19 protein-coding genes, 1 other RNA gene and 1 riboswitch are annotated in these 24478 nt (G+C 66.4%); of the genes, 16 read left to right on the forward strand and 4 right to left on the reverse strand.

Going from position 1 to position 24478, the window contains the following annotated elements:
- Positions 1–55 precede the first annotated feature (55 nt).
- From ACYVBS_RS10900 to ACYVBS_RS10915, 4 genes are all read left to right on the forward strand, one after another.
- Positions 56–1480 carry a cryptochrome/photolyase family protein gene (locus tag ACYVBS_RS10900; RefSeq protein WP_460823619.1) on the forward strand — a complete coding sequence of 475 codons (1425 nt, stop codon included), beginning with the start codon at positions 56–58 and terminating at the stop codon, positions 1478–1480.
- 110 nt (positions 1481–1590) lie between these two features.
- Positions 1591–3006 carry a WS/DGAT/MGAT family O-acyltransferase gene (locus ACYVBS_RS10905; protein ID WP_460823621.1) on the forward strand — a complete coding sequence of 472 codons (1416 nt, stop codon included), beginning with the start codon at positions 1591–1593 and terminating at the stop codon, positions 3004–3006.
- A gap of 83 nt (positions 3007–3089) precedes the next feature.
- Positions 3090–3788, forward strand: a complete 699-nt coding sequence (locus ACYVBS_RS10910; protein ID WP_460823622.1) for an OmpA family protein — start codon at positions 3090–3092, stop codon at positions 3786–3788.
- 159 nt (positions 3789–3947) lie between these two features.
- Positions 3948–4115, forward strand: a riboswitch (yybP-ykoY riboswitch).
- 9 nt (positions 4116–4124) lie between these two features.
- Positions 4125–4703, forward strand: coding sequence for a TMEM165/GDT1 family protein (locus ACYVBS_RS10915; protein WP_460823624.1), 579 nt, complete (start codon positions 4125–4127; stop codon positions 4701–4703).
- 51 nt (positions 4704–4754) lie between these two features.
- Here the strand turns inward: ACYVBS_RS10915 and ssrA are convergent.
- Positions 4755–5108, reverse strand: a transfer-messenger RNA (tmRNA) gene (gene ssrA, locus ACYVBS_RS10920).
- Between the two features lie 127 nt (positions 5109–5235).
- Between ssrA and ACYVBS_RS10925 the strand changes: the two genes are divergently transcribed.
- Positions 5236–7422, forward strand: a complete 2187-nt coding sequence (locus ACYVBS_RS10925; RefSeq protein ID WP_460823625.1) for a CHASE domain-containing protein — start codon at positions 5236–5238, stop codon at positions 7420–7422.
- Between the two features lie 112 nt (positions 7423–7534).
- On the opposite strand, the gene smpB is transcribed toward ACYVBS_RS10925, so the two are convergent.
- Positions 7535–8038: an SsrA-binding protein SmpB gene (smpB, locus tag ACYVBS_RS10930; protein ID WP_460823626.1), complete on the reverse strand. Its 504-nt coding sequence runs from the start codon at positions 8036–8038 to the stop codon at positions 7535–7537.
- 42 nt (positions 8039–8080) lie between these two features.
- On the opposite strand from smpB, the gene ACYVBS_RS10935 reads away from it, so the two are divergent.
- Positions 8081–8515, forward strand: a complete 435-nt coding sequence (locus ACYVBS_RS10935) for a type II toxin-antitoxin system RatA family toxin (protein WP_460823627.1) — start codon at positions 8081–8083, stop codon at positions 8513–8515.
- On the forward strand, positions 8512–8781 hold the full coding sequence (locus ACYVBS_RS10940; RefSeq protein ID WP_460823628.1) for an RnfH family protein: 270 nt from the start codon (positions 8512–8514) through the stop codon (positions 8779–8781). Before ACYVBS_RS10935 ends, ACYVBS_RS10940 begins: the two co-directional genes overlap by 4 nt.
- Before the next feature lie 45 nt (positions 8782–8826).
- Here ACYVBS_RS10940 and ACYVBS_RS10945 read toward each other — a convergent pair whose 3' ends face one another.
- Positions 8827–9216 (reverse strand): outer membrane protein assembly factor BamE, encoded by a 390-nt coding sequence (locus tag ACYVBS_RS10945; RefSeq protein ID WP_460823629.1) that lies wholly within the window; start codon positions 9214–9216, stop codon positions 8827–8829.
- Positions 9217–9305: 89 nt separating this feature from the next.
- On the opposite strand from ACYVBS_RS10945, the gene fur reads away from it, so the two are divergent.
- On the forward strand, positions 9306–9710 hold the full coding sequence (gene fur, locus ACYVBS_RS10950) for a ferric iron uptake transcriptional regulator (RefSeq protein WP_460823630.1): 405 nt from the start codon (positions 9306–9308) through the stop codon (positions 9708–9710).
- An 87-nt stretch (positions 9711–9797) separates the two neighbouring features.
- Here fur and recN read toward each other — a convergent pair whose 3' ends face one another.
- Positions 9798–11465, reverse strand: a complete 1668-nt coding sequence (gene recN / locus ACYVBS_RS10955; protein ID WP_460823631.1) for a DNA repair protein RecN — start codon at positions 11463–11465, stop codon at positions 9798–9800.
- 182 nt (positions 11466–11647) lie between these two features.
- Here recN and hrcA point away from each other — a divergent pair, with 182 nt between their 5' ends.
- The 8 genes from hrcA to carB all read left to right on the forward strand — a co-directional run bounded on the left by hrcA (position 11648) and on the right by carB (position 24352).
- Positions 11648–12706, forward strand: coding sequence for a heat-inducible transcriptional repressor HrcA (gene hrcA / locus ACYVBS_RS10960; RefSeq protein WP_460823632.1), 1059 nt, complete (start codon positions 11648–11650; stop codon positions 12704–12706).
- Positions 12707–12793: 87 nt separating this feature from the next.
- Positions 12794–13327 carry a nucleotide exchange factor GrpE gene (grpE, locus tag ACYVBS_RS10965; protein ID WP_460823633.1) on the forward strand — a complete coding sequence of 178 codons (534 nt, stop codon included), beginning with the start codon at positions 12794–12796 and terminating at the stop codon, positions 13325–13327.
- 102 nt (positions 13328–13429) lie between these two features.
- Positions 13430–15346: a molecular chaperone DnaK gene (gene dnaK / locus ACYVBS_RS10970; protein WP_460823634.1), complete on the forward strand. Its 1917-nt coding sequence runs from the start codon at positions 13430–13432 to the stop codon at positions 15344–15346.
- A gap of 166 nt (positions 15347–15512) precedes the next feature.
- Entirely contained in the window at positions 15513–16643 is a 1131-nt protein-coding gene (gene dnaJ / locus ACYVBS_RS10975) for a molecular chaperone DnaJ (RefSeq protein ID WP_460823635.1), read from the forward strand.
- Between the two features lie 91 nt (positions 16644–16734).
- Entirely contained in the window at positions 16735–18924 is a 2190-nt protein-coding gene (locus tag ACYVBS_RS10980; protein WP_460823636.1) for a DUF1631 family protein, read from the forward strand.
- Between the two features lie 49 nt (positions 18925–18973).
- Positions 18974–19687 (forward strand): 4-hydroxy-tetrahydrodipicolinate reductase, encoded by a 714-nt coding sequence (dapB, locus tag ACYVBS_RS10985; protein ID WP_460823637.1) that lies wholly within the window; start codon positions 18974–18976, stop codon positions 19685–19687.
- A gap of 278 nt (positions 19688–19965) precedes the next feature.
- Complete coding sequence (gene carA, locus ACYVBS_RS10990) at positions 19966–21102, forward strand: glutamine-hydrolyzing carbamoyl-phosphate synthase small subunit (protein WP_460823638.1); 1137 nt, start codon at positions 19966–19968, stop codon at positions 21100–21102.
- 1 nt (position 21103) lies between these two features.
- Positions 21104–24352: a carbamoyl-phosphate synthase large subunit gene (carB, locus tag ACYVBS_RS10995; RefSeq protein WP_460823639.1), complete on the forward strand. Its 3249-nt coding sequence runs from the start codon at positions 21104–21106 to the stop codon at positions 24350–24352.
- The last annotated feature ends 126 nt before the right edge of the window (positions 24353–24478 follow it).

Consider the following 24478-nt stretch of genomic DNA (forward strand, 5'->3'; position numbering starts at 1 on the left):
TGGGGCGCCGTGATGTCTGGCAGAATCCACGGTTCCTGACAGCCCACGGACGACGATGCCTACCGCCTTGGTGTGGTTCCGAAACGATCTGCGCCTGGCCGACAATCCGGCGCTGCGGGCGGCCCTTGAAGCGGGCTACACGCCGCTTCCGTTGTACATCCATGCCCCGGATGAAGAGGCGCCGTGGGCGCCCGGCGCGGCCAGCCTGGCCTGGCGCCACCGTTCGCTGGCGGCACTGGATGCCGAGCTGCGGCGACGTGGCACCCATCTGCGCCTGTTCCATGGTCCCAGTCTCGCGATCCTGCAGGCCGTGATTGATGCCAGTGGCGCGGAGGCGGTGTTCTGGAACCGGCGCTACGAACCGTCGATCGAGCAACGCGATGCCCGAATCAAGCAGGCGCTGCGGGGGCAGGGGCTGCGCGTCGAAAGCTTCAACGGCAGTCTGCTGTTCGAACCATGGACGGTGCGTACCCGCCAGGGCGGGCCCTTCAAGGTGTTCACCCCGTTCTGGCGCGCAGCGCTGGCCCAGTGGCATACCGAGCCGCTGTGGGACCCTCCGGCCACCCTGACCGAGGCGCCCGCCGGTCCCGCCGGCGTGCCACTGGACGCCTTGGCGCTGGTGCCCAGACCCCGCTGGGACGCTCCGTTCTGGGACAGCTGGACGCCCGGGGAAGCCGGTGCTCACGCGGCGCTGGAGATCTTCGTCGACGGCGCGCTCAGCGGCTATGCCGAAGGACGCGACCGTCCCGACCAGGTGGGCACCTCGCGGCTGTCACCGCACCTGCACTTTGGCGAGATCGCTCCGTGGCGGTTGGCCGCCGGCATCCAGTCCGCCCGATCGGCGGCGACGGCGACCGGCGCCGATGCGTGGCTGCGCGAGCTGGGGTGGCGCGAATTTGCCCACCATCTCCTGCACCATTTCCCGCGCTCGGCACAGCACAACTTCAATCCCGCATTCGACAAGTTTGCATGGGCCAACGTGCGCGAGGAGACGCTGGAGCGGTGGCGCACTGGCCGCACAGGCGTGCCCATCGTCGACGCGGGCCTGCGTGAGCTTTGGGCGACCGGCTGGATGCACAACCGGGTGCGAATGATCGTGGGCAGTTACCTGACCAAGCACCTGCGCGCGCATTGGCTGGAAGGCGCGCGCTGGTTCTGGGACACCCTGGTGGACGCCGACCTGGCCAACAACACCTTGGGCTGGCAGTGGGTGGCGGGCACCGGAGCCGACGCTGCGCCGTACTTCCGGGTCTTCAATCCGGTCACGCAGGCCACCCGTTTCGACCCCGAGGCGCGCTACATCACCCGTTGGGTGCCCGAGTTGGCGCGCCTGCCCGTGAAGCAGCGTTTTTCGCCCTGGGTTGATCCGGCTTCGGCCGCGCGGCTGGCACCGGATTACCCGACGCACCCCATCGTCGACCTGGCGGTGGGGCGCGATGCGGCATTGGCGGCCTACCGGGCATTGCGGGAGTCGCGTTGACGCTGCTCGCGGCTGCGTGATTCACTCCCACCAGACCACGGGAGGGTTGCATGGCCACAGCGGCGCCCAGGCAGCGTGCGCGCAGGCCCCAAGGGCCGCGTCGGGAAGCCATGTCCAAGGTGGATACGGCGTGGCTGCGCATGGAGCGGCCCACCAACCCGATGATGATCACCGGCGTGCTGATGTTCGCCGAACCGATGAGCCTGGATCGTCTGCGCGAGGTGATCAAACAGCGCTTCATCGCGTACCGTCGCTTCAAGCAGAAGGCGGTCGATACCCCGACCGGTGCGTCCTGGGTCACCGACCGCGACTTCGACATTGAGTGGCATGTGCAGGCCACGGCCCTGCCCGGGCGAAGCGACAAGCCGGCGTTGGAGCGCTTCGTCAGTCAGTTGGCGTCGAGTCCGCTGGATCATGCCCGCCCACTGTGGCAGTTCCATCTGGTGGAACGGTATGGCGGGGGCTCCGCGCTGGTCGCGCGCATCCACCACAGCTATGCCGATGGCATTGCATTGGTGCAGGTGCTGCTGTCGCTGACCGACACCACGCGCGACCCCGCCGATGGCAGCGAACTGCACGCCACCTGGCTCAAGCATGATCACGCCCATGTGGCCCGTCGGGTGGGCGCGGTGGACCGCTACGTCAAGTTGGGCACGCGCGTGGTCGAAAAGGGCATGGAGATGTACCGCGACCCCAGCCTGGCGGCAGTGTTGGCCAAGGAAGGCGGCGAGATCGCCCGCGAGTTGCTGCACGCGGTTGCCTTGTCGGACGATCCGCCATCGTTGCTGCGTGGCGCCCTGGGTCCCAGCAAGCGTGTCGCCTGGGCCGAGCCGTTGGACCTGGAGGAGGTCAAAGCGGTAGGTCGCGCTTGCGAATGCACGGTCAACGACGTGCTGATGGCCACGGCAGCCGGCGCGCTGCGCAGCTACATGGTCGAACGCGGCGCCACGGTCGATGGCCTCACCATGCGCGCCACGGTCCCGGTGAACCTTCGACCGCTCGAGCATGCAAGAAAGCTCGGTAATCACTTTGGGCTGGTGTTCCTGGATCTGCCCGTGGGCGAGGCCAACCCCATTCGTAGGGTCGAGCGGGTGGCCGAGTGCATGGAAGCGCTCAAGAACTCACGCCAGGCCATCGTCGCCTACGGCCTCCTGGCGGCGTTGGGCATGGCACCGTCGCCGGTGCAGTCGCTCGCGCTGGACCTCTTCAGTCGCAAGGCCTCGGCCGTGGCGACCAACGTGCCGGGACCGCAGCAGCCGCTGTACATGGCGGGCTGCGCGTTGCGCGAAATGATGTTCTGGGTGCCCCAGACCGGGTCCATCGGCGTGGGCATTTCCATCCTCAGCTACAACGGCCGTGTCCACTTCGGCCTGATTGCCGACGCCAAGCTGATCCCCGACCCGGATGACGTCATCCGGCGATTCGGCACCGAGTTCGACAAGCTGCTCTACCTCTCGCTGATGGGCAACTGGGAGCACAGGCTGGATGCGGAGAGTGCCGTAAACCTGATGCCTTCCGAAAGCTGAACGGGGCAGGCGAGCCATCACCCGTTGCTGACAGGGGCGTGTTTAGCTTGTGCCCATCCCGACACCCCCCAAGGAATGACGTCATGAACAACACGCTCAAGATCGCGCTTGCTGCTGCCCTGTCCACGGCCATGCTGACCGGTTGCGCAACGACGGCCGGCGGCGGCACCTACGGTAGCGCCGACACCACGACCAGCCAGGACGGCATGAGCCGCACGCAGAAGGGCGCCCTCATTGGCGCGGCTGTTGGCGCCGTGGCCGGATTGTTGTCCGGTGACGACGCCACCGAGCGCCGCCAGCGCGCCCTGGTCGGCGCCGGTGTCGGCGGTCTCGCCGGTGGCGCCATCGGCAACTACCAGGACCGCCAAGAGCGTGCCCTGCGCGAGAAAATGGCCGGCACTGGTGTCGAGGTGGTGCGCAATGGCGACAACATCACGCTGAACATGCCGAGCAACATCACGTTCGGGTTTGACCGCGCCGACCTGCAGCCGCAGTTCTACCCGGTGTTGAACGACGTGGCCGCGACCCTGCAGGAGTACAACCAGACCATCGTGGAAGTGGCGGGTCACACGGACAGCGTGGGCACCGACAGCTACAACCAGCAGCTGTCCGAGCGCCGCGCCGCCTCGGTGGGCCACTACCTGATGAGCAAGGGCCTGGTGCGTGACCGATTCATCCTGGTCGGCGCCGGCGAAACCCGTCCGGTGGCCAGCAACGATACCGAGGCGGGCCGCGCGCAGAACCGTCGTGTCGAGATCACCTTGGTGCCGCTGCGCTCGTAATCGGTACCCAGGATCTTCCGCTGAACGTGGAACGGGCCGCCAGCATGCGGCCCGTTTCCTTTTGGGGAGGCGTGATTTTGCGCCAGGTCATTGTCAGGGGTCTGATGGTGATGAGGGGGCCGGTCCCGATCGACGGCTGTTCCCCCTCTTGGCTATAATGAAAAGGTCATTGGGGAGTAGCCGCTCTTCCTTCGGAAGAGGCCTTCGTCAACACACTTGGCCCGCAGGCCATGGCGCAGGCAGTCCCGTTCCTGGCAAGACCTTTGACCACGATGCCTCCGATATGGCCGGGGGTGGATCGTGGTCATTCGTCCGTTGCCCGGCCTTGGAAGTCCCATGGAATCCCTCCTCGTTTCGACCGGTGTCGTGGCCCTCGCCGAGATCGGCGACAAGACGCAGTTGCTCGCCTTCATCCTCGCCGCGCGCTTCAAGAAGCCGCTGCCGATCATTGCCGGCATCCTCGTGGCCACCATCATCAACCATGGCCTGGCCGGGGCGTTGGGTGCCTGGATCACCGCGAGCGTCAGCCCCGAAGTCCTGCGCTGGGTGCTGGGCTTGTCGTTCCTCGGCATGGCAGTCTGGACAATGATCCCCGACGAGATCGAGGAAGAGGAGACCAAAGTGGCCAAGCGCTTTGGCGTGTTCGGGGCCACCCTGATCACCTTCTTCCTGGCCGAAATGGGCGACAAGACCCAAGTGGCCACCGTGGCCATGGCGGCCCATTACGCGACGCCGCTGCTCGTGGTCATCGGTACCACGCTGGGCATGCTGATTGCCGATGTCCCGGCGGTGTTCGTGGGCGACAAGCTGGCGTCGAAGATCCCGAGGAAGCTGGTGCACACGATCGCGGCGGGCATCTTCGCGCTGCTGGGCGTGGCGACATTGCTGGGCGCCGGCGCGAAGCTCGGCTTCTGACGACAGACAAAGAAAAAGCCCTTGGCGATGCCAAGGGCTTTTCCAGGTGGATGGTGGAGGTGGGCGGAATCGAACCGCCGTCCGAAGGCACTCCATCCCCGGCACTACATGCTTAGCTCACCGTTGGATCTCGTCCCGGGGCAGCACGGTGCGCAAAGCGCACCCAAGGACCAGCCTGCTTTAGGTTAGCCAGGAGCTGACAGGCAGCCACTCCCGGCGATTCCGTGATGATGACCCTACGCTGCGAGCACGGACACAAGCAGTTTCGGGGCTTACGCCTTAAGCGGCGAGAGCGTAGTTGTCGTCGTTGGCAACTAGAGTTTTGCAGCTGGATTTACGAGGAAAGCTACCCCCTCGGCATGCGCCAGGCGATTTCGCAACCCCCGTCGAAGCCAGTGCACCCCCGGGGACAGCATTTTCGCTGACGTGACCAGTATAGGGGCGACTGGTCGGTACTCAAGGGGTGGCGACCCACCATGTGGCGGCCGTTCAGATGACGTGCCCTCCACAGCCACGCGTTATGCTCGCCCGCATGAGTGCATTTGATCCTGCGTCCGGGAAGGACCGAGGACACCGCTGGCGATCCGGACCGGGCGCGCACCTGCTGGCGCTTGCGGTCCTCCTGGGTTCGTTGGGTATCGTGATGTCCCTGTGGCGCGTTGCCTATCAACGTGAAATGGACAGCGCCCGCCAGGCATTTGTGCAGGATGCCGAAGAGGTGGCCGAGCGTGTCCGCCAGCGGCTGGTCAAGTACGAGTTGGTGCTCCGCGGGGGCGCGTCGTTGTTCGCGTCCCTGGCCCGGCCGACCCCTCGGCAGTGGCACGACTATGTCCAGCGTCTGGACGTCGAAAAGCGGTTCCCGGGGATGGTCGGGCTGGGGTTCGCCGGCTACGTGAGCCAAGGGCGGATGGTCGCGCTGCAACGGGAGTGGCTGGACTCAGGCTACGGTCGATTGGAGGTCCGCCCACGCGGCGTTCGCTCCCACTACGGACCGATCCTGTATCTGGAACCTCGCACCCGGGTGAACGCCGAAGCCATCGGCTTCGACATGTACGCCGAAGACGTGCGCCGACGCGCCATGGCCGATGCGGCCGAGACGGGCCTGCCGCGTATGACTGGGCCGGTACAACTCGTCCAGGACGGAGCCGACCCGCGTGCGGGGATGCTGATGTACCTGCCCGTCTACTTGGGCGGGGTGGAGCCGCCGACCGTTGCGGGGCGCCGCGAAGCCCTTCTTGGATGGGTGTACGTGCCGCTCCGGGCCGAACCTCTCGTCCACGCGGCCTTGGGCGAGCTGGGGGGCATCGGGGACGTCGCTTTTCGGATTGTCGATGTGACCCGGTCACGGGACCGGGAGATCTACGATGCTCCACCCGCCGCGCAGGAATCGCCCGCCTTCGAGCACAGCCTCGAGTTGGAGCATTACGGCCGCCGTTGGCGTTTCGATTTCAAGTCCGCTCCACTGGCGCAAGCGGTACCGCACCTGGGAGGGCTGTACTGGAGCGGCGCACTCGGGATTCTGGTCTCGCTGCTGCTCTATGCGGTGGCGTGGATCCTCGTGCGCACCCAGGGCCGTGCGCGCGAGCTGGCGGAGCGGATGACGGAAGACTTCCGCCGCAGTGAAGAGCGTTTCCGTATTGCGGCCGAACATTCGGCCATCGGCAAGGCGCAGCTCGATCGGGAGGACCGGATTGTCGGTGTGAACGCAGCCCTGTGCAGGATCGTCGGACGGAGCCGGGAATCTTTGCTGGGGCAGCCTCTAAACGCGTTGTTTGCGGCAGGGAATACGGGGGAGACCGTCGACGAAGAGGGCGTGCGTCGGGCCAATCGACAGGTCGTTCGTCACGATGGCGATATACGCGAAGTCCAGCTGACCTTCTCGATCATTCCCGGCAACATCGGACAGGACCTGGCCGCCTTGGTGCAGGTGGAGGACATTACCGAGCGGGTAAGGGCAGAGGCGCGCGTCCACGCGCTGAATCGGACCCTGGAGGCCCGGGTGGCGTTGCGAACGCGCGAGCTCAGTCATGCCAACCAGGAGCTGGAGGCCTTCGCATACAGCGTGTCACATGACCTGCGCGCGCCGTTGCGGGCCATCGATGGCTTCAGCCGCATCCTGGCGGAGAGATACACCTCGGTGCTGGATCAGGAGGGCGTCGATTACCTGAATCGCGTGCGCAGGGCGGCCGGGCGTATGGGCGAGCTGATCGATGCATTGCTCAAGATGTCGCGGGTCAGCCGTGGCGAGATGCGCCTTGAAAGGCTCGACATGTCGCGCATGGCCGGCGAGGTGATGGAAGAGTTGAGTGCCTCTTCACCGGGACGGAAGGTGGAGGCGGTCATCGCCGAAGGCTTAGCCGTTGAAGGCGACGCCACCTTGGTGCGCAACCTGCTGGGCAACCTGCTGGGCAACGCGTGGAAGTTCACGCGAGACCGTGCCAATGCGCGGATCGAGGTCGGAAGCACGGGTGTCGAAGACGGCATGCTAGGGGTCTACGTGCGCGACAACGGGGCCGGCTTCACCCAGGACTACGCCGACAAGCTGTTCCGGCCGTTCCAGAGGCTGCACCGACAGGAAGACTTTGCCGGTCACGGTATTGGCCTCGCCTCGGTCAAGCGCATCGTCGAGCGCCACGGAGGCGAGGTCCACGCGGAGGGGCGCGAAGGCGAGGGGGCGACGTTCTACTTCAGCCTGCCGGCCATCAGCACCGGGCGGTAGGGCCAAGGCGGTGAGGCCCGAAGCGCCAGTAAACGCCTGAACGACAACCGGAGAGTAACGGGCGTACGGCGCCGCCGTGGGGGCTCGTGCGGGTTGGCCCCACGGCGAGGACTCAGGCGTCCTTGTTGTGGCGGCGCATCACGCGTTGCTTCTCGCGCTGCCAGTCGCGTTCCTTGCTTGCATCGCGCTTGTCGTGCGATTGCTTGCCCTTGGCCAGGTGGATTTCAGCCTTGACCTTGTTGCCTTTCCAGTAAAGCGCCGTGGGTACGGCGGTGTAGCCATCGCGCTGGATGCGGCCAATGAGGTTGTCGATCTCGCGCCGGTGCAACAGAAGCTTGCGCGTGCGACGCTCATCCGCCACGACGTGGGTCGATGCGGAAATGAGCGGGGTGATCTGCGCGTTGTGCAGGAACATCTCGCCGTCGCGGATGTGGGCGTAGGCTTCGCCAATGTTGGCGCGTCCGGCGCGGATCGCTTTCAGCTCCCAGCCCTGCAGGGCCAAGCCCGCCTCGAACTTCTGCTCCAGGTGGTAATCGTGCCGGGCACGGCGATTGGTCGCGATGGTGCCGCCACCTGCGCCCTTTGCCTTATCCTTTCCAGTCTTGTTCTTTGCCATTGGGCCTATTGTCCCCGAAGTGGGGGCGACTGGCGACAACCCATGCCAACCATTCGCCGATCCGCCCTTGTGGAGCATTCAGCCGCGCGCATGTACGCGCTGGTCAACGACGTGGCCGCTTATCCGCGGCGCTTTGACTGGTGTGAAGCCGCGCAGGTGCTGGAAGAGGGCGAGTCGCGCAAGGTCGCCCGGCTGGATCTGCGCATGGGCGCCCTGCGCACCTGGTTCATGACCGAGAACACCCTTGCGCCCCCGCACCATATCGACATGCGGCTGATCGATGGCCCCTTTCGCAAGCTCGGTGGCCGTTGGGAGTTCCATTCGCTCGACGAGTCCGCATGCAAGGTCACCCTGACACTGGATTTCGAGCCGTCCGTAAAGCTGCTGGGCGCCGCGATGGCCGTCGGCTTCCAGGGGCTGGCCGACCGGATGGTCGATGATTTCGTTCGGGTCGCGGACCGGGGCGACGTCTCGTGAAGGTGCACGTGGTGCGGGCGTGGCCGCGCCGCCATGAGGCAGTTGAGGTGACCCTGCCGTCCGGCGCCTGCGTGCGTGACGCCGTGGAAGCCGCCGGGTGGACCGCCGACGCAGACGTCACCGGGTTCGCGATATTCGGGGCGAGGGCGGCGCCGGAGGCCTTGGTGGCCGACGGCGATCGCGTGGAACTGCTTCGCGCGCTGACCATCGACCCGATGACGGCACGCCGCAAGCGTGCCGAGGCGCGCCCCTTGAAGGGCCGCTGATGTGAAAAGGGCCGCGATCAGCGGCCCTGTTCGGAGGGTGGCGGGTCAGCGCCCCTTCTTTTTGTCCTTGGCCAGGTTCGGCCCGAACTGCTTGCGCGCAGAGCTGGCGAGTTCCTCGTCCTGCTCCGGGAAATAGTCGCCTTCCCAGCGGGAGACCGCATCGTTCTCAAAGAAGATCACCAGATTCTTCTTCTCGGTGCGGGCCAGGCGGCCCACGCGCTGCGTGGCGGTGTAATCCCAGCGGTTCTGGCTGAAAGGATCGGCAATCGAGGGCGTGCCCAGGAGCAATTGAACCTGCTGCTTGCTCATGCCGACCTGCAACTGGTCAACCGCGCTCTTCTCAAGCAGGTTGCCTTGGTAGATCGGCTGGCGATAGACGATGCCGCAGCCGGACGTGGCAAGGGCGACGGTGAGGACCAGGACAAGCTTTCGCATTGGGCTTCGCGGCAGGCGGATATCAGGCCGATGATACACTGAAGGGAAGTTTGCGCGCCCACCGCGTGCCGTCCGTTCATGGAGACGACATGGAATCGCAAGACCTGCGCAATGCCGGTTTGAAAGTTACCCACCCCCGCTTGCGGATCCTGCAGTTGCTCGAGCAGGCCAAGCCCCGCCACATGACGGCGGAGGACATCTATCGGCATCTCTTGGAGCAGGGTGAGGATATCGGCCTGGCCACGGTGTATCGCGTCCTGACGCAGTTCGAGGCGGCGGGGCTCGTGCTCAAGCACAACTTCGAGGCCGGGCAGTCGGTCTATGAGCTGGATCGCGGCGATCACCACGATCACATGGTGGACGTGGACACCGGCAAGATCATCGAGTTCGAAAGCGAGGAAATCGAGGCGCTGCAACACAAGATCGCGGCCAAGTACGGCTACGAAATCGAGGCGCACTCGCTGGTTTTGTACGTGCGCAAGAAGCGCGCCTGACCCTGGCGCGCGCCGCGCCGGGGCAACCGGTCCCAGCGGGGACGCCCGGCCTTGCGGAGGGGCGCCTGCATCGACTTTGGCGTCGGGTCAGTCGACATCGGCCAGCAGGCGTTTGGCGGCCGCGCGGGCCTCTTTGGTCAATTCCACGCCGCCCAGCATGCGCGCGAGTTCCTCTTCCCGCGCCTTGGCATCCAGCTTCTGGACAGCGCTGCGGGTAATGCCTTCGCTGGCGGCCTTGCTGACGCGGTAATGGGCGTGCCCTTTGGCGGCCACCTGCGGCAGGTGGGTGACGCAGAGCACCTGGCGACTGGCGCCGAGGGCCCGCAGCTTCTGGCCCACGATGTCAGCCACCGCGCCGCCGATGCCGGAATCGACCTCGTCGAACACCATGGTCTGCACGGCATCCAGGCCCAGGGCTGCCACTTCAATGGCCAGCGAGATGCGGGACAGCTCACCCCCGGACGCGACCTTGCGCAGGGGACGTGCGGGCTGGCCTGGGTTGGCGGCCACCAGGAATTCCACGCGTTCGGCGCCGTTGGGGTCGGGGCGCTCGTCGTGGGTGGGCTCAAGCGCGACTTCAAATCGACCGCCGCCCATGCCCAGCTCGGCGATCAGGGTTGTCGTGCTGTCGGACAGGGACTGCGCGGCCTGACGGCGCGCGTCGGTCAAGGCTGCGGCCGCTTGCTGCCAGGCGCCCTTGGCGGCCTCGATTTCGCCATCCAGTTGGTGCACCCGCTCACCCGCCGTGCGCAGTACTTCAAGTTCCTCGGCGATGCTGTCGCGATGCGCGGCCAGTTGCTCGGGCGTCACGCGGTGCTTGCGGGCCAGTTCGTGCAGTCGGCTGAGACGGCGTTCCAGCCCCTCGAAGGATTCGGGGTCCAACTCCAGGTCGCTGCGGACGCGGTCCAATAGCACCAGCGCTTCGTCGATCTGGATGGCGGCATTGTCGAGCATGGTGTCGACTTCCAGCAGCCGGGGCTCGTGTTCGGAGACGCGCTGGAGGTCATGGCGTGCCTGCTGGAGCAACCGGGTCAGCGACGGCCCCTCGTCGCCCCCCACGCGGGCGAAGGTGTTGTCGCAGGCCGTAATGAGGTCGGTGGCGTGCGCCAGCCGGCGGTGATCGGCCTGCAGCTTGGCAATGGTTTCGGCATCCAGTGCCTCGCGATCCAGTTCGGCGAACTGGTGTTGCAGCCACGCGGTGCGTTCGGCCACGTCCCCGCGGGCGGATAGCGCCTCGCGTTCCTGGAGCAGCGCCGTCCACTGCCGGGCCGCGGCGACTACTCCGGCCCGGGGTGATTCGGTCCGCCCGTACGCATCCAGCAATGCCAGTTGGCTGGGCCGGGACATCAGGGCCTGGTGTTCGTGCTGGCCATGGATCTCGACCAGGCGCGCGGCCAGGTCGGCCAGTTGCGACAGGGTGACCGGTCGGCCGTTGATCCACGCCTTCGAGCCGCCATCGGCGCGGATGACCCGGCGAATCTGACAGCCTTCGTCCTCGTCCAGTTCCGTCTCGCGCAGCCAGGTAAGCGCGGCCGGGGTGTCGGCGAGGGTGAACTCGGCGACAAGCTCGGCGCGCTCGGCGCCGTGTCGAACGACGCTGCTGTCGGCGCGCAGGCCTGAGATGAGCCCCAGCGCATCGACCAGCAATGACTTGCCGGCGCCGGTTTCGCCGGAGATGACGGTCAGGCCGGGGCCGAAGGCCAATTCGGCTTCGGTGACGACGGCGAACTGTTTGATGGACAGGTGGGTGAGCATGCGGGGCGATTGTGCCGGGACTTGGCCGGAGGGCCAAGCGGGTGGGCAGGCTGGCATGCCAGCGTCGCAGGGGGCGAGACCGCTTCGCGCTTGAGGCCAGGTATGCCGTGCGGCCACACCAGCCCGTCCGGCCGCAGTGCCGCGCGCTTGCGTCCCCAGTCCGTGGCGCTTATATCAACGGCATGAGCCGCCGTCCGACCGACCCGATCCTTGACCCGCGTGCACGGCACCTGCTGCGCACGCTGATCGGCCGATATATCCAGAGTGGCGAGCCGGTAGGGTCGCAAACACTGGCGCGGCATGCCGGCCTCGATGTCAGCCCGGCCACCATCCGTAACATCCTGGCCGACCTGGAGGACGTGGGGCTGCTCAGCGCGCCGCACACGTCCGCAGGCCGCGTGCCCACGGCACAGGGCTACCGGTTGTTCGTGGACTCGCTGTTGCAGGTCTCGCCGTTGCCGGAGGGCGAGGTGTCTCGCCTCCGCGGCGAATTGCCGGCCGGCTCGGGAACCCAGGCGTTGCTGGGCAGCGCTTCGGAACTGCTCTCGGCGATGACCCACTTCGTGGGCGTGGTGAGCGTGCCCAACCGGGCGCAGTTTGCGTTCCGGCGGATTGGATTCGTGCCGATCGATGCCCAGCGCGTTCTGGCAATCGTGGTGTTGGCCGACAACGACGTGCAGAACCGCATCATCCAGACCCGTCGCCCCTACGACGCCAGCGAGCTGGAGCGGGTGGCCAATTACCTCAACACCCATTTCGCCGGGCGCGCGGTGGCGGACATCCGGGCGACGTTGTTGCGTGAGCTGCGCAGCGCCCGGTCGGAGATGGAGACGCTGCTGGCCCAGTCGGTCGAGTTGGCCGAGCAGGTGCTGCTGCCGGGTGGGGATGACATGGTCGTGGCCGGCCAGACCCGGCTGATGGGGGTCCAGGAGCTCTCGGACGTGGATCGCCTGCGCGAATTGTTCGAGGCGTTCGCCCGGAAGCGCGAAATCCTGCAACTGCTGGAGCGCACCGTGCAGGCGCCGGGTGTGCGCATCTTCATCGGCGAAGAGACCGGTCTGGCTCCGCTGGAAGGCGTCTCGTTGGTCTCCGCGCCCTATGTGTCCGGTGGCCGCGTGCTGGGCGTGCTCGGGGTGATCGGTCCCACGCGCATGGCCTATGACCGGGTCATTCCTGTGGTGCAGGCGGCGGCGGACGCGCTGGGGGACGCGATTCAGGCGGAATCCGGCCTGGACGCTTGAAAGCCCTTGGGGCGGGCCCCATAGCAGGGCTGTTGCGCCGTCCCGCGGAGGGAGGGTGCGTCCGTTTCACGCAGGGAACAGCCAGGCATGACGACCCACGAACACCAGACCGACCCCAACCAGGCCGAAGCGGCCGACCGTACCGGCGGCGCCGAGTCCTTCCAATCGTTTGACACCCAGATCGATGAGCTGAAGGCCGAACTGGCCAAGGTCGCCGAGGATGCTCTGCGCGAGCGGGCTGAGCTGGACAACCAGCGCAAGCGACTTGCCCGCGATGTCGAAATGGCCCGCAAGTTCGCCAACGAGCGGTTGCTTTCCGAATTGCTGCCGGTGATCGACAGCCTCGAGGCAGGGCTGGCCGTTGCCGGTGGCGAGGCCAACGCGCTGCGCGACGGGATGGAGCTGACCTTGAAGCAACTGCTCAAGGTGGTTGGTGACAACGGACTAGTGGCGGTGGACCCCGCGGGCCAGCCCTTCAACCCCGAACACCACCAGGCCATGAGCATGGTTGACAGCGCGGACCACGCGCCGGGCCATGTCGTGCAGGTCTACCAGAAGGGATGGCTGCTCAACGAGCGCCTGCTGCGCCCCGCGCTCGTCGTGGTGGCCAAGGACGCCTGAACCAATCCGTTGCCGGGCGCTTGAAGTGCTTTCCGGCGACCCCAGATAGCGACCATCGGCGGTTCGGCCGCCCCCAAGTCAAAGATTCGAGAGGGAATCACCATGGGCAAGATCATCGGCATCGACCTCGGCACGACCAACTCGTGCGTGGCGATCATGGAGGGCGGCAACGTCAAGGTCATCGAGAATGCCGAGGGCGACCGCACCACGCCGTCCATCGTCGCATTCACCAAGGACGGCGAAGTGCTCGTCGGCGCCTCGGCCAAGCGCCAGGCGGTGACCAACCCCAAGAACACCTTCTTCGCGGTGAAGCGCCTGATTGGCCGCAAGTTCACCGACGCCGAAGTGCAGAAGGACATCAACCTCGTCCCGTACGGCATCGTGCAGCACGACAACGGCGACGCCTGGGTGCAGACCTCCGAGGGCAAGAAGATGGCCCCGCAGCAGGTCTCGGCCGAGGTGCTGGCCAAGATGAAGAAGACGGCCGAAGCCTACCTGGGCGAGACCGTCACCGAGGCGGTCATCACCGTGCCGGCGTACTTCAACGACAGCCAGCGCCAGGCGACCAAGGACGCGGGCAAGATCGCGGGCCTGGACGTCAAGCGCATCATCAACGAGCCGACTGCGGCTGCGCTGGCCTATGGCATGGACAAGAAGGGCGGCGACCGCAAGGTGGCCGTGTATGACCTGGGCGGCGGCACGTTCGACGTGTCGATCATCGAGATCGCGTCGGTGGACGGCGAAATGCAGGTCGAGGTGCTGGCCACCAACGGCGACACCTTCCTGGGCGGCGAAGACTTCGACGCGCGCGTCATCGACTACCTGGTCGAGGAGTTCCTGAAGGACCAGGGTATCGACCTGCGCAAGGACCCGCTGGCCCTGCAGCGCCTGAAGGACGCGGCCGAACGCGCCAAGATCGAACTGTCCAGCGCGCAGCAGACCGAGGTCAACCTGCCGTACGTGACCGCCGACGCAAGCGGCCCGAAGCACCTGAACATCAAGCTGACCCGCGCCAAGCTGGAGTCGCTGGTCGAGGATCTGATCAAGAAGTCGATCGAGCCGTGCCGCACCGCGCTTAACGACGCCGGCCTGCGTGCCAGCGACGTGACCGAGGTGATCCTGGTCGGTGGCCAGACCCGCATGCCGAAGGTGCAGGCCGCGGTGGCCGAGTTCTTCGGCAAGGAGCCGCGCAAGGACGTCAATCCGGACGAAGCCGTGGCCGTGGGTGCCGCGATCCAGGGTGGCGTGCTGCAGGGCGACGTCAAGGATGTGCTGCTGCTCGACGTGACCCCGCTGAGCCTGGGTATCGAAACCCTGGGCGGCGTGTTCACCAAGATCATCGAGAAGAACACCACGATCCCGACCAAGGCCTCGCAGACCTTCTCGACTGCCGAGGACAACCAGTCGGCCGTAACCGTGCACGTGCTGCAGGGCGAGCGTGAGCAGGCCCGTTACAACAAGTCGCTGGCCCGCTTCGACCTGTCCGGCATCGAGCCGGCGCCGCGCGGCATGCCGCAGGTGGAGGTGTCGTTCGACATCGACGCCAACGGCATCGTGCACGTGACCGCCAAGGACAAGAAGACCGGCAAGGAGCAGAAGGTCGAAATCAAGGCCGGTTCGGGCCTGTCCGAGGACGAGATCAACAAGATGGTGCAGGACGCCGAGGCGCACCGTGAGGAAGACCAGAAGTTCCACGAGCTGGTCCAGGCCCGCAACCACGCCGACGGCCTGATCCACATGACGCGCACGACCATCAAGGAAAATGGCGACAAGGTGCAGGGCGACGTGATCGGCCGCGCCGAGGGTGCCATTGCGGAACTCGAGACCGCCATGAAGGGCGACGACAAGGGCCAGATCGAGGCCAAGTCGAAGGCGCTGGAAGAGGCTGCGCAGGGGCTGTTCGCCGCGGCGCAGGCTGCGCAGCCGGGTGAGGCCGGTGCCGCCGCGGGTGGCGCCAAGGCCGGCGACGACGTGGTCGACGCCGAGTTCACCGAGGTCAAGGAAGACGACAAGAAGTAACCGATTACCCCGTGCCGGCGCGGCGCCTTGATGGCGGGAGCGGGCAAGGGGATCGGACGAGGGTCCGGGTTCGCGACGCGGTCCCGGACCCTCGTTGTTTAAGCCAGATGCACACCAACGATGCCAGTCCTGCCTGCCTTGGCGGGCAGGGGAACCGAAGCCACACATGAGCAAGCGCGATTACTACGAAGTTCTGGGTGTAGCCCGCGACGCCAGCGAAGAGGACCTTAAGAAGGCCTATCGTCGTTGCGCCATGAAGTACCACCCGGACCGCAACCCGGGCGACAAGGCCGCAGAGGAATCGTTCAAGGAGTGCAAGGAGGCCTACGAGGTCCTTTCGGACGCCTCCAAGCGCCGCATGTACGACCAGCACGGCCATGCCGCCTTCGAGCACGGCATGGGCGGTGGCGCGGGTGGCCCGGGCTACGCCGACATGGGCGATATCTTCGGTGACATCTTCGGCAACATCTTCGGCGGTGGTGGCGGTGGTCCGCGCGGGCCGAGGCGCGGCGCGGACGTCGGCTATGTGATGGAGCTGGCGCTTGAAGAGGCGGTCGGCGGCGTCGAAAAGCAGATCGAAGTACCCACGCTGGACGAGTGCGACACCTGCCACGGCAGTGGCTCGGCCGACGGCAAGGTCGAAACCTGTTCGACCTGCCACGGGCGAGGCCAGGTCCGGTTCCAGCGCGGCATCTTCTCCATGCAGCAGGCGTGCCCGCACTGTGGCGGGCGCGGCCAGACCATTGCCAATCCTTGTGGCGACTGCCACGGGCAGGGTCGTGTCGAGCGCACCAAGACCCTGCAGGTCAAGATCCCGGCTGGCGTGGACAATGGCGACCGCATCCGTCTGGCGGGTGAGGGCGAAGCCGGCCCGACCGGTGCGCCCCCGGGCGACCTGTACGTCGAAGTGCGCGTGCGCGAGCACGAGATCTTCCAGCGCGATGGCGATGACCTGCACTGTGAGGTGCCGATCCGCATTTCCCAGGCCGCCCTGGGCGACGTGGTGCGCGTGCCGACCTTGGGCGGGGAAGTCGAATTGCGTATCCCGGCCGAGACGCAGACCGGCAAACTGTTCCGCCTGCGCGACAAGGGCGTGAAGTCGGTCCGCAGTCGCAAACCGGGCGACCTGTACTGCCGCGTGGTCGTGGAAACCCCCGTCAACCTGACCCCCGAGCAGCGGGAACTGCTGGAAAAGTTCGAGGCCACGTTCTCGGGTGAGGATGCCCGCCGGCATTCGCCGCGATCCTCGACGTTCATTGACGGGGTGAAGGGGTTCTGGGACCGCATGACGTCCTGAGTCACCTCGGAATTGTCGAGTTCGTCAAGGTTCTGACAATTCGCGTCAGTTTGGTGCTGGAACCCCCGTTTACCGGGGGTATAAATGCCCCATGGACGCATCCGTTCAATCGCTGCACAGGGTGGCCCCGCAAACGGCCAGTCCCGGGCTGGGGGCAGACCCCCATCAGCTCGTGTTTCAGTTGCAGCAGGCGAGCGTCGAAGCCCTCAACTACGTGATCGAGTCCGCCTTGCGGCGGACCGATGACTACCTTTTCGATCGCTCCCAGATTGGCTCCGAAGGCGTTGAGCTGACGGCGCTGCGCGATCTGAGGCGAGTGCGCGCGCAGATCGTGCAGCGTTTCGGGCAGTCCGTGTTGTCGACCTTCCGGACGTACGCCGGGCTTGCCCAGCCAGAAGGGCAAGTGGGGCACGTCCTGCGGCTGGTGGAGGACGACGACCTTCAGCAGCAACTGGCCGACGAGCAACTCATTGACAACCTTGGGCGACTGCACGCGCAGGCGCTGGAGGTGCTGGATGCGCGCATGGCCACGTTGGCGACGCGCGCATCGTGGCCGGGAGGCGACAATCCGGCAGGGCCGAAGGCGTTGGCCACGGCCGCCCGCGACGGGTTGCGGGGCAGCGGCCTGTCCGCCGGTGTGTGCATCGCCCTGCTGAAGTTCTTCGAGCGCGAGCTGGGGACGGCGCTGCCGGATCTCTATGCGCGCATGAACGAGCGGCTGGCACTGGCCGGCGTCCTCCCGAGTCTGGACGCGGCGCAGCGTGCCGCCAAGCCGCAATCGGTGGAGACCACCGCCAGTGCGCAGGCGGCGGTCGCCGAAGATGCCGACGGCATGGGGTCGAACGAGTCCGCCTTCTTCAATACGTTGGTGGGCATGCTCCAAGGCTGGCGCCAACGCCTCGCTGGCGAGGAGCGACCGCGCGCCATGGCCGGTGGGTATGGGCTTCCCATGCCGAGCCGCGACCTGTTGAGTGTGCTCCACCGAATGCAGCAGCAGCCGCCTGCCAGCCTGGCCAAGGCGTTTGATGACGACCGCGTTTCGCTCGCCGATGAACTGCGTCGTGAGTTGCTCAGTACCGCGCAGCGCCTGGGGATGGCCACTCCGGGAACCAGCCTGGCCGGGGCCGATGAGGATGCCGTTGACCTGGTCGGAATGCTCTTCGACGTCCTGATGGATGAGCGGGATTTCGAGCTTGGGGCACGCCAGAAGATTGGCCGCCTGCTCGTGCCCTACGTGCGGGTGGCCGTCAAGGATCGACGGATGTTCCTGTACAAGGGCCACCCGGCCCGGCGCCTGCTCAATGCGGTTGCCGAAGCCTGCGAGGGCAACCACGGCGAAGGCTCACAGGAGCGACAACTGCTCGACCACGTGGATGGCGTCATTGATCGCGTCGTCGCCGAGTACAACGAGGATCTCGCGATCTTCGAGACCCTGGAGCAGGAGCTCCGCGGGTACATGGACCAGCACCGCAAGCGCATGGAGCTTGCGGAAAAGCGTGCAGCAGAGGCGCAGCGGGGTCGGGAACGGCTCGGGCAGGCGCGTGAGCAGGCCGCGGCCGAGATTGCCTCGCAGCGCGCCGATCGGGAGCTGCCGCCGGCGCTGGGCGAGTTCCTGTCGCACTACGCCACGCATCACCTCACGCAGGTCATCCTGAAGGACGGGCAGGCTTCGCCGCGCTACGCCGCCTCGGTGCACGCAATCATGGCGTTGCTGGTCACTTTCGACCACGCGGAGCTGGGTACGCCGCTGGACCGCCTGCCGCCACTGGAGCGCACCGCCCTGTTGTCCATCCTGGAGAGCTCCGGCTGTGTGGGACATGCCGCGGATGAGATCCTGGCGGCCCTGCAATACACGATCACCCGGATTGCAGAGGGGGAAGTGGTTTCGGAGCAGCAGTCGCTCCCGCCGCAGCCAACCCTGCCTCCGGCCCCGCCTGCGGTCGTGGAGCCGCGACTGACGCTCGTCAATGTCAGTGCGGGATTGGATTTTGATGCGGACGTGGCGGAGCAGATTCGCGAACTCGAGATCGGCACCTGGGTGCAGTTGACCTCGGAAAGCGGTCGCAGTGAGCCCGCGAAGGTGTCGTGGGTCAGCCCGATTTCCGCGCGGCTGCTGTTCGTGAACCGGCGTGGTATCCGCGTGCTGGTCGCGTCGGCCGAGGAGCTGGCCGCGATGGTGAAGGCCGGAAAGATGACGCTGCGCGGTGTTGATTCGGCATTCGAGGATTCGATGCGGCAAGTGATGGGGCGCCTGCAGGCCGCTTCGCCTTCGGTCCACTAACCGAGTGTGGACGGGTGACGCCAACAGGGATTGGCGTCAAGATACGGCGATGAATTCGCCGATCCGCATCCTTATCCATGGCGCGTCCGGGCGCATGGGGCAATCCTTGATCCGCTTGGCGTCGGAGCGCCCCGACCTGCAGGTGGTTGCAGCGGCGGTGCGGGACCCTGGCAAGTCGCCCGTCGTGGCTGGCGCGAAATGCATCGCGGCGACCGACCTGGACTCGGCGCCCGCATTCGATGTCGCGATCGATTTCAGCTTGCCCGCGGGCCTGGAACGGCTGGTCGAATTGTGCGTGTCCCGTGGCTCGGCGCTCGTTTCCGGGACCACCGGACTTGAGGAAGGTCAGCGGCTCGCACTGGATCGTGCATCCGAACGGGTCGCGGTCCTGTGGGCATCCAATTTCAGCCTGGGGGTGGCCGTTCTCAATGAACTGGTGGAACGGGCGGCCCAGGCACTGAAGGGGTGGGACTGCGACATCGTCGAGTCCCACCACGTGCACAAGCTCGACGCGCCGTCCGGGACCGCCTTGACGCTCGGCGCCCACGCCCGGATGGGAGGCGCGGAGCCCCGCTATGCCTCGCTGCGCGCCGGGGACATTGTTGGCGAACATCTGGTGCAGTTCACCACGTTGGGGGAGCGCATCGAGCTGGTGCACCGGGCCACCAATCGTGACATCTTCGCCCGGGGGGCGTTGCACTGTGCCGCGAGATTGGCCGGCCGCCCTGCAGGGGCATACCGGGTCAAAGACCTTCTGGATTGAGGCCGAAGGTCGGCATTCGTTCAGCATCCCAGCTGCCTGAATAGGGCGGCACCCCAGAGGTCGTCGCCTTCCTGGCCCCGCGATTCGGTTGCTGGAGCGTCAGCCGCGTCAAAAATGAATGCTGGCGCGGGAAGGGCGTTCCCGCTAGAATTCTCGCTCGCCTGAACTCCTTTCGCCGGACCGGTTTAAGACCGCGTCCGTGCTTTGCTGCAAGCCGCTTTCGACGGCCGTGCGCAGGGCGAAGGGATCAGCACCCCTCGGCACCCAAGGCGACCCCCGTGACCCATCCCGCAATCCTCGCACTCGAAGACGGCACCATCTTCGAGGGCGTTTCCGTAGGCGCGCCCGGCCTTTCCGTCGGCGAAGTCGTGTTCAACACCGCGCTCACCGGTTACCAGGAAATCCTGACCGACCCGTCCTACGCCCGTCAGCTCGTGACGCTGACCTATCCCCACATCGGCAACACCGGTTGCACCGATCTGGATGACGAGGCCACCAAGGTGTGGGCTTCGGGTCTGATCGTCCGCAACGTGCCGCGCCGCCCCAGCAACTGGCGCAGCCAAGTGTCGCTCCCGGAGTGGCTCACGGCCCGCGGCATCGTCGCCATCGCCGACATCGATACCCGCAAGCTGACCCGCATCCTGCGCGACAAGGGCGCGCAGAACGGCGCGGTCATGGCCGGCGACATCGACCCGGAGAAGGCCATCGAGGCCGCCCGCAAGTTCCCGGGCCTGAAGGGCATGGACCTGGCGAAGGTGGTGACCACCGCCGAGCGCTACGAGTGGACCGACGGCCAGCTCGACCTGGACAGCGGCGCATTCGTGCAGGCCGATCGCCAGTTCCACGTGGTGGCCTACGACTTCGGCGTGAAGATCAACATCCTGCGCATGATCGCCGAGCGCGGCTGCCGCGTGACGGTGGTGCCGGCGCAGACGCCGGCCGCCGACGTGCTCGCGATGAAGCCCGATGGCGTGTTCCTGTCCAACGGCCCGGGCGACCCGGCGCCGTGCGACTACGCCATCGCGGCCATCAAGGAATTCATTGCCGCCAAGGTGCCGACCTTTGGCATCTGCCTGGGCCACCAGTTGCTGGCGCTGGCCAGCGGCGCGCAGACCATGAAGATGCCGCACGGCCACCATGGCGCCAACCACCCGGTGCAGGACCTGGACACCGGCCGCGTGATGATCACCTCGCAGAACCACGGTTTTGCGGTGGATGAGCCGACGCTGCCGGCCAACGTGCGCGTGACCCATCGCTCGCTGTTCGACGGCACCAACCAGGGCATCGCACTGACCGACGCGCCGGCCTTCAGCTTCCAGGGCCACCCGGAAGCCAGCCCGGGTCCGCACGACGTGTCCCCGCTCTTTGATCGTTTCATTGCGCAGATGCACAGCCAGCGCGCGGAGAACAACTGACATGCCAAAGCGCACTGACATCAAGACCGTCCTGATCATCGGCGCCGGCCCGATCGTGATCGGCCAGGCCTGCGAGTTCGACTACTCCGGCGCGCAGGCGTGCAAGGCCCTGCGTGACGAGGGCTACCGCGTGGTGCTGGTCAACAGCAACCCGGCCACGATCATGACCGACCCGAACATGGCCGACGCCGTGTACATCGAGCCGATCAACTGGCAGACGGTCGAAAAGATCATCGCCAAGGAAAAGCCGGACGCACTGCTGCCGACGATGGGCGGACAGACCGCGCTGAACTGCGCGCTGGACCTTGCCGACAACGGCGTGCTGGAGAAGTACAACGTCGAGCTGATCGGCGCCTCGCGCGAGGCCATCCGCATGGCCGAGGACCGCGAGTTGTTCCGCGTGGCGATGAAGGAAATCGGCCTGGAATGCCCGAAGGCCGAAGTCGCGCACACCCTGGAGGAAGCGCTCGACATCCAGACCCGCGTGGGTTACCCGACGATCATCCGCCCCTCGTTTACCCTGGGCGGCAGCGGCGGCGGCATCGCGTACAACCGCGAAGAGCTGATCGAAATCGTCAACCGTGGCCTCGAGCTGTCGCCGACCACCGAAGTGCTGGTCGAAGAGTCGGTGCTCGGCTGGAAGGAGTTCGAAATGGAAGTGGTCCGCGACAAGGCGGACAACTGCATCATCGTTTGCTCCATCGAGAACTTCGACGCGATGGGCGTGCACACCGGTGACTCGATCACCGTAGCCCCGGCGCAGACCCTGACCGACAAGGAATACCAGCGCCTGCGCGACGCGTCGATCGCGGTGCTGCGCAAGATCGGCGTGGACACCGGCGGCTCCAACGTGCAGTTCGGCATCAACGCGCAGAACGGCCGCGTGGTGGTGATCGAGATGAACCCGCGCGTGTCGCGTTCCTCGGCACTGGCGTCCAAGGCCACCGGCTTCCCGATTGCCAAGATCGCGGCCAAGCTGGCGGTGGGCTACACGCTGGACGAACTGCGCAACGAGATCACCGGTAGCAAGACCCCGGCCTCGTTCGAGCCGTCGATCGACTACGTGGTCACCAAAATTCCGCGCTTCGCGTTCGAGAAGTTCCCGCAGGCCGATGCACGCCTGACCACCCAGATGAAGTCGGTGGGCGAGGTGATGGCCATGGGCCGCACCTTCCAGGAGTCGCTGCAGAAGGCGCTGCGCGGCCTGGAGACCGGCAAGGTCGGCCTCGATCCGACCGGCCTGAACCTCGCCAGCGAAGATGACGTGACCGTCCTGAAGCGCGAGCTGAAGGAGCCGGGTCCGGAGCGCATGTTCTACATCGGCGATGCCTTCCGCGCCGGCTTGAGCGTGGAGGACATCCACGCGCTGTCTTTCGTCGACCCGTGGTTCCTCGACCAGATCGAGGAGATCATCGCGACCGAGAAGGACGTGTCGATCGCCGGCCTGAGTGGCATCGACGCCAAGCGCATGCGCGAACTCAAGCGCATGGGCTTCTCCGATGCGCGCCTGGCGCAGCTGACCGGCACCGACGAAACCGCGGTGCGCACCCTGCGTCGCGCCTTCGGCGTGCGCCCGGTGTACAAGCGCGTGGACTCGTGCGCGGCGGAGTTCGCCACGACCACGGCCTACATGTACTCGACCTACGAGGACGAGTGCGAGGCGCAGCCGACCGACCGCAACAAGATCATCGTGCTCGGTGGCGGCCCGAACCGCATCGGCCAGGGCATCGAGTTCGACTACTGCTGCGTGCATGCCGCGCTCGCCCTGCGCGAGGACGGCTATGAAACCATCATGGTCAACTGCAACCCGGAGACTGTGTCGACCGACTACGACACCTCGGACCGCCTGTACTTCGAGCCGCTGACGCTGGAAGACGTGCTGGAGATCGCCGACCTCGAGAAGCCCAAGGGCGTGATCGTGCAGTACGGCGGCCAGACCCCGCTGAAGCTGGCGCGCGCGCTGGAAGCCAATGGGGTGCCGGTGATCGGCACCACCCCGGACAGCATCGACCTGGCCGAGGACCGCGAGCGCTTCCAGAAGCTGGTGCAGGACCTGGGCCTGGCCCAGCCGCTGAACCGCACCGCGCGCAACCCGGAAGAGGCGCTGCTGCTGGCCTCGCAGATCGGCTATCCGCTGGTCGTGCGCCCGAGCTACGTGCTCGGCGGCCGCGCGATGGAGATCGTCTACGGTGACGCCGACCTGACCCGCTACATCCGTGACGCGGTGAAGGTGTCGAACGACTCACCGGTGCTGTTGGACCGCTTCCTGGACAACGCGGTGGAAGTCGACGTCGACGTCATCGCCGACAAGGACGGCAACGTGGTCATCGGCGGCGTAATGGAGCACATCGAAGAAGCCGGCGTGCACTCCGGCGACTCCTCGTGTTCGCTGCCGCCGTACTCGCTGACCCCGGCCGTGCAGGACAAGCTGCGCGACCAGGTGGTGGCGTTGGCCAAGGCGCTGAACGTGGTCGGCCTGATGAACACCCAGTTCGCGATCACCTTCGACGAGCAGGGCAACGACACCGTCTACCTGATCGAAGTGAACCCGCGTGCCTCGCGCACCGTGCCGTTCGTCTCCAAGGCCACCGGCCTGCCGCTGGCCAAGATCGCGGCGCGCTGCATGGTCGGCCAGACGCTGGCGGAGCAGGGCGCGACGAAGGAGATCATCCCCGACTATTACTCGGTCAAGGAAGCGATCTTCCCGTTCGCCAAGTTCCAGGGCGTGGACCCGATCCTTGGGCCGGAGATGCGCTCCACCGGCGAGGTGATGGGTGTGGGTCGCAACTTCGGCGCGGCCATGGCGCGCGCGCAGGAGGCCGGCGGTATCAAGGCACTGCAGCCGGGCAAGGTGTTCATCTCGGTGCGCGACCCGGACAAGCAGCGCGTGCTACCGGTGGCGCAGGACCTGGTCAAGCGCGGTTACACGCTGGTGGCCACCAGCGGCACCCACACGTTCCTGACCGAACAGGGCCTGGCGTGCGAGCGCATCAACAAGGTGACCGAAGGCCGTCCGCACATCGTCGACCTGATCAAGAACGGCGAGATCGTGTACATCATCAACACGACCGAAGGCCGCCAGGCCATCAACGACTCGTTCTCGATCCGCCGCGAGGCGTTGCAGCAGCGCCTGACGTACTCGACCACCGTGTCGGGCGCCCGTGCGCTGGTCACCTCCCTCGACTACCGTGGCACCGGCCCGGTGTGGTCGCTGCAGGAACTGCACGCTGAGGTGCAAGGCGCCGCCTGAGGCCCGCCTTGAGTGGCGGCCGCCGCCAGGTGGCTGTCGCCAGCCCGGTCACCGCCACGCGTGGCTGACCGGGCATTGTCCAGGTTGGCAGGGGACGGGGTGAGGCATGACGTCCCGGCTCCTTCC

The sequence above is a fragment of the Lysobacter olei genome, from assembly GCF_054777355.1.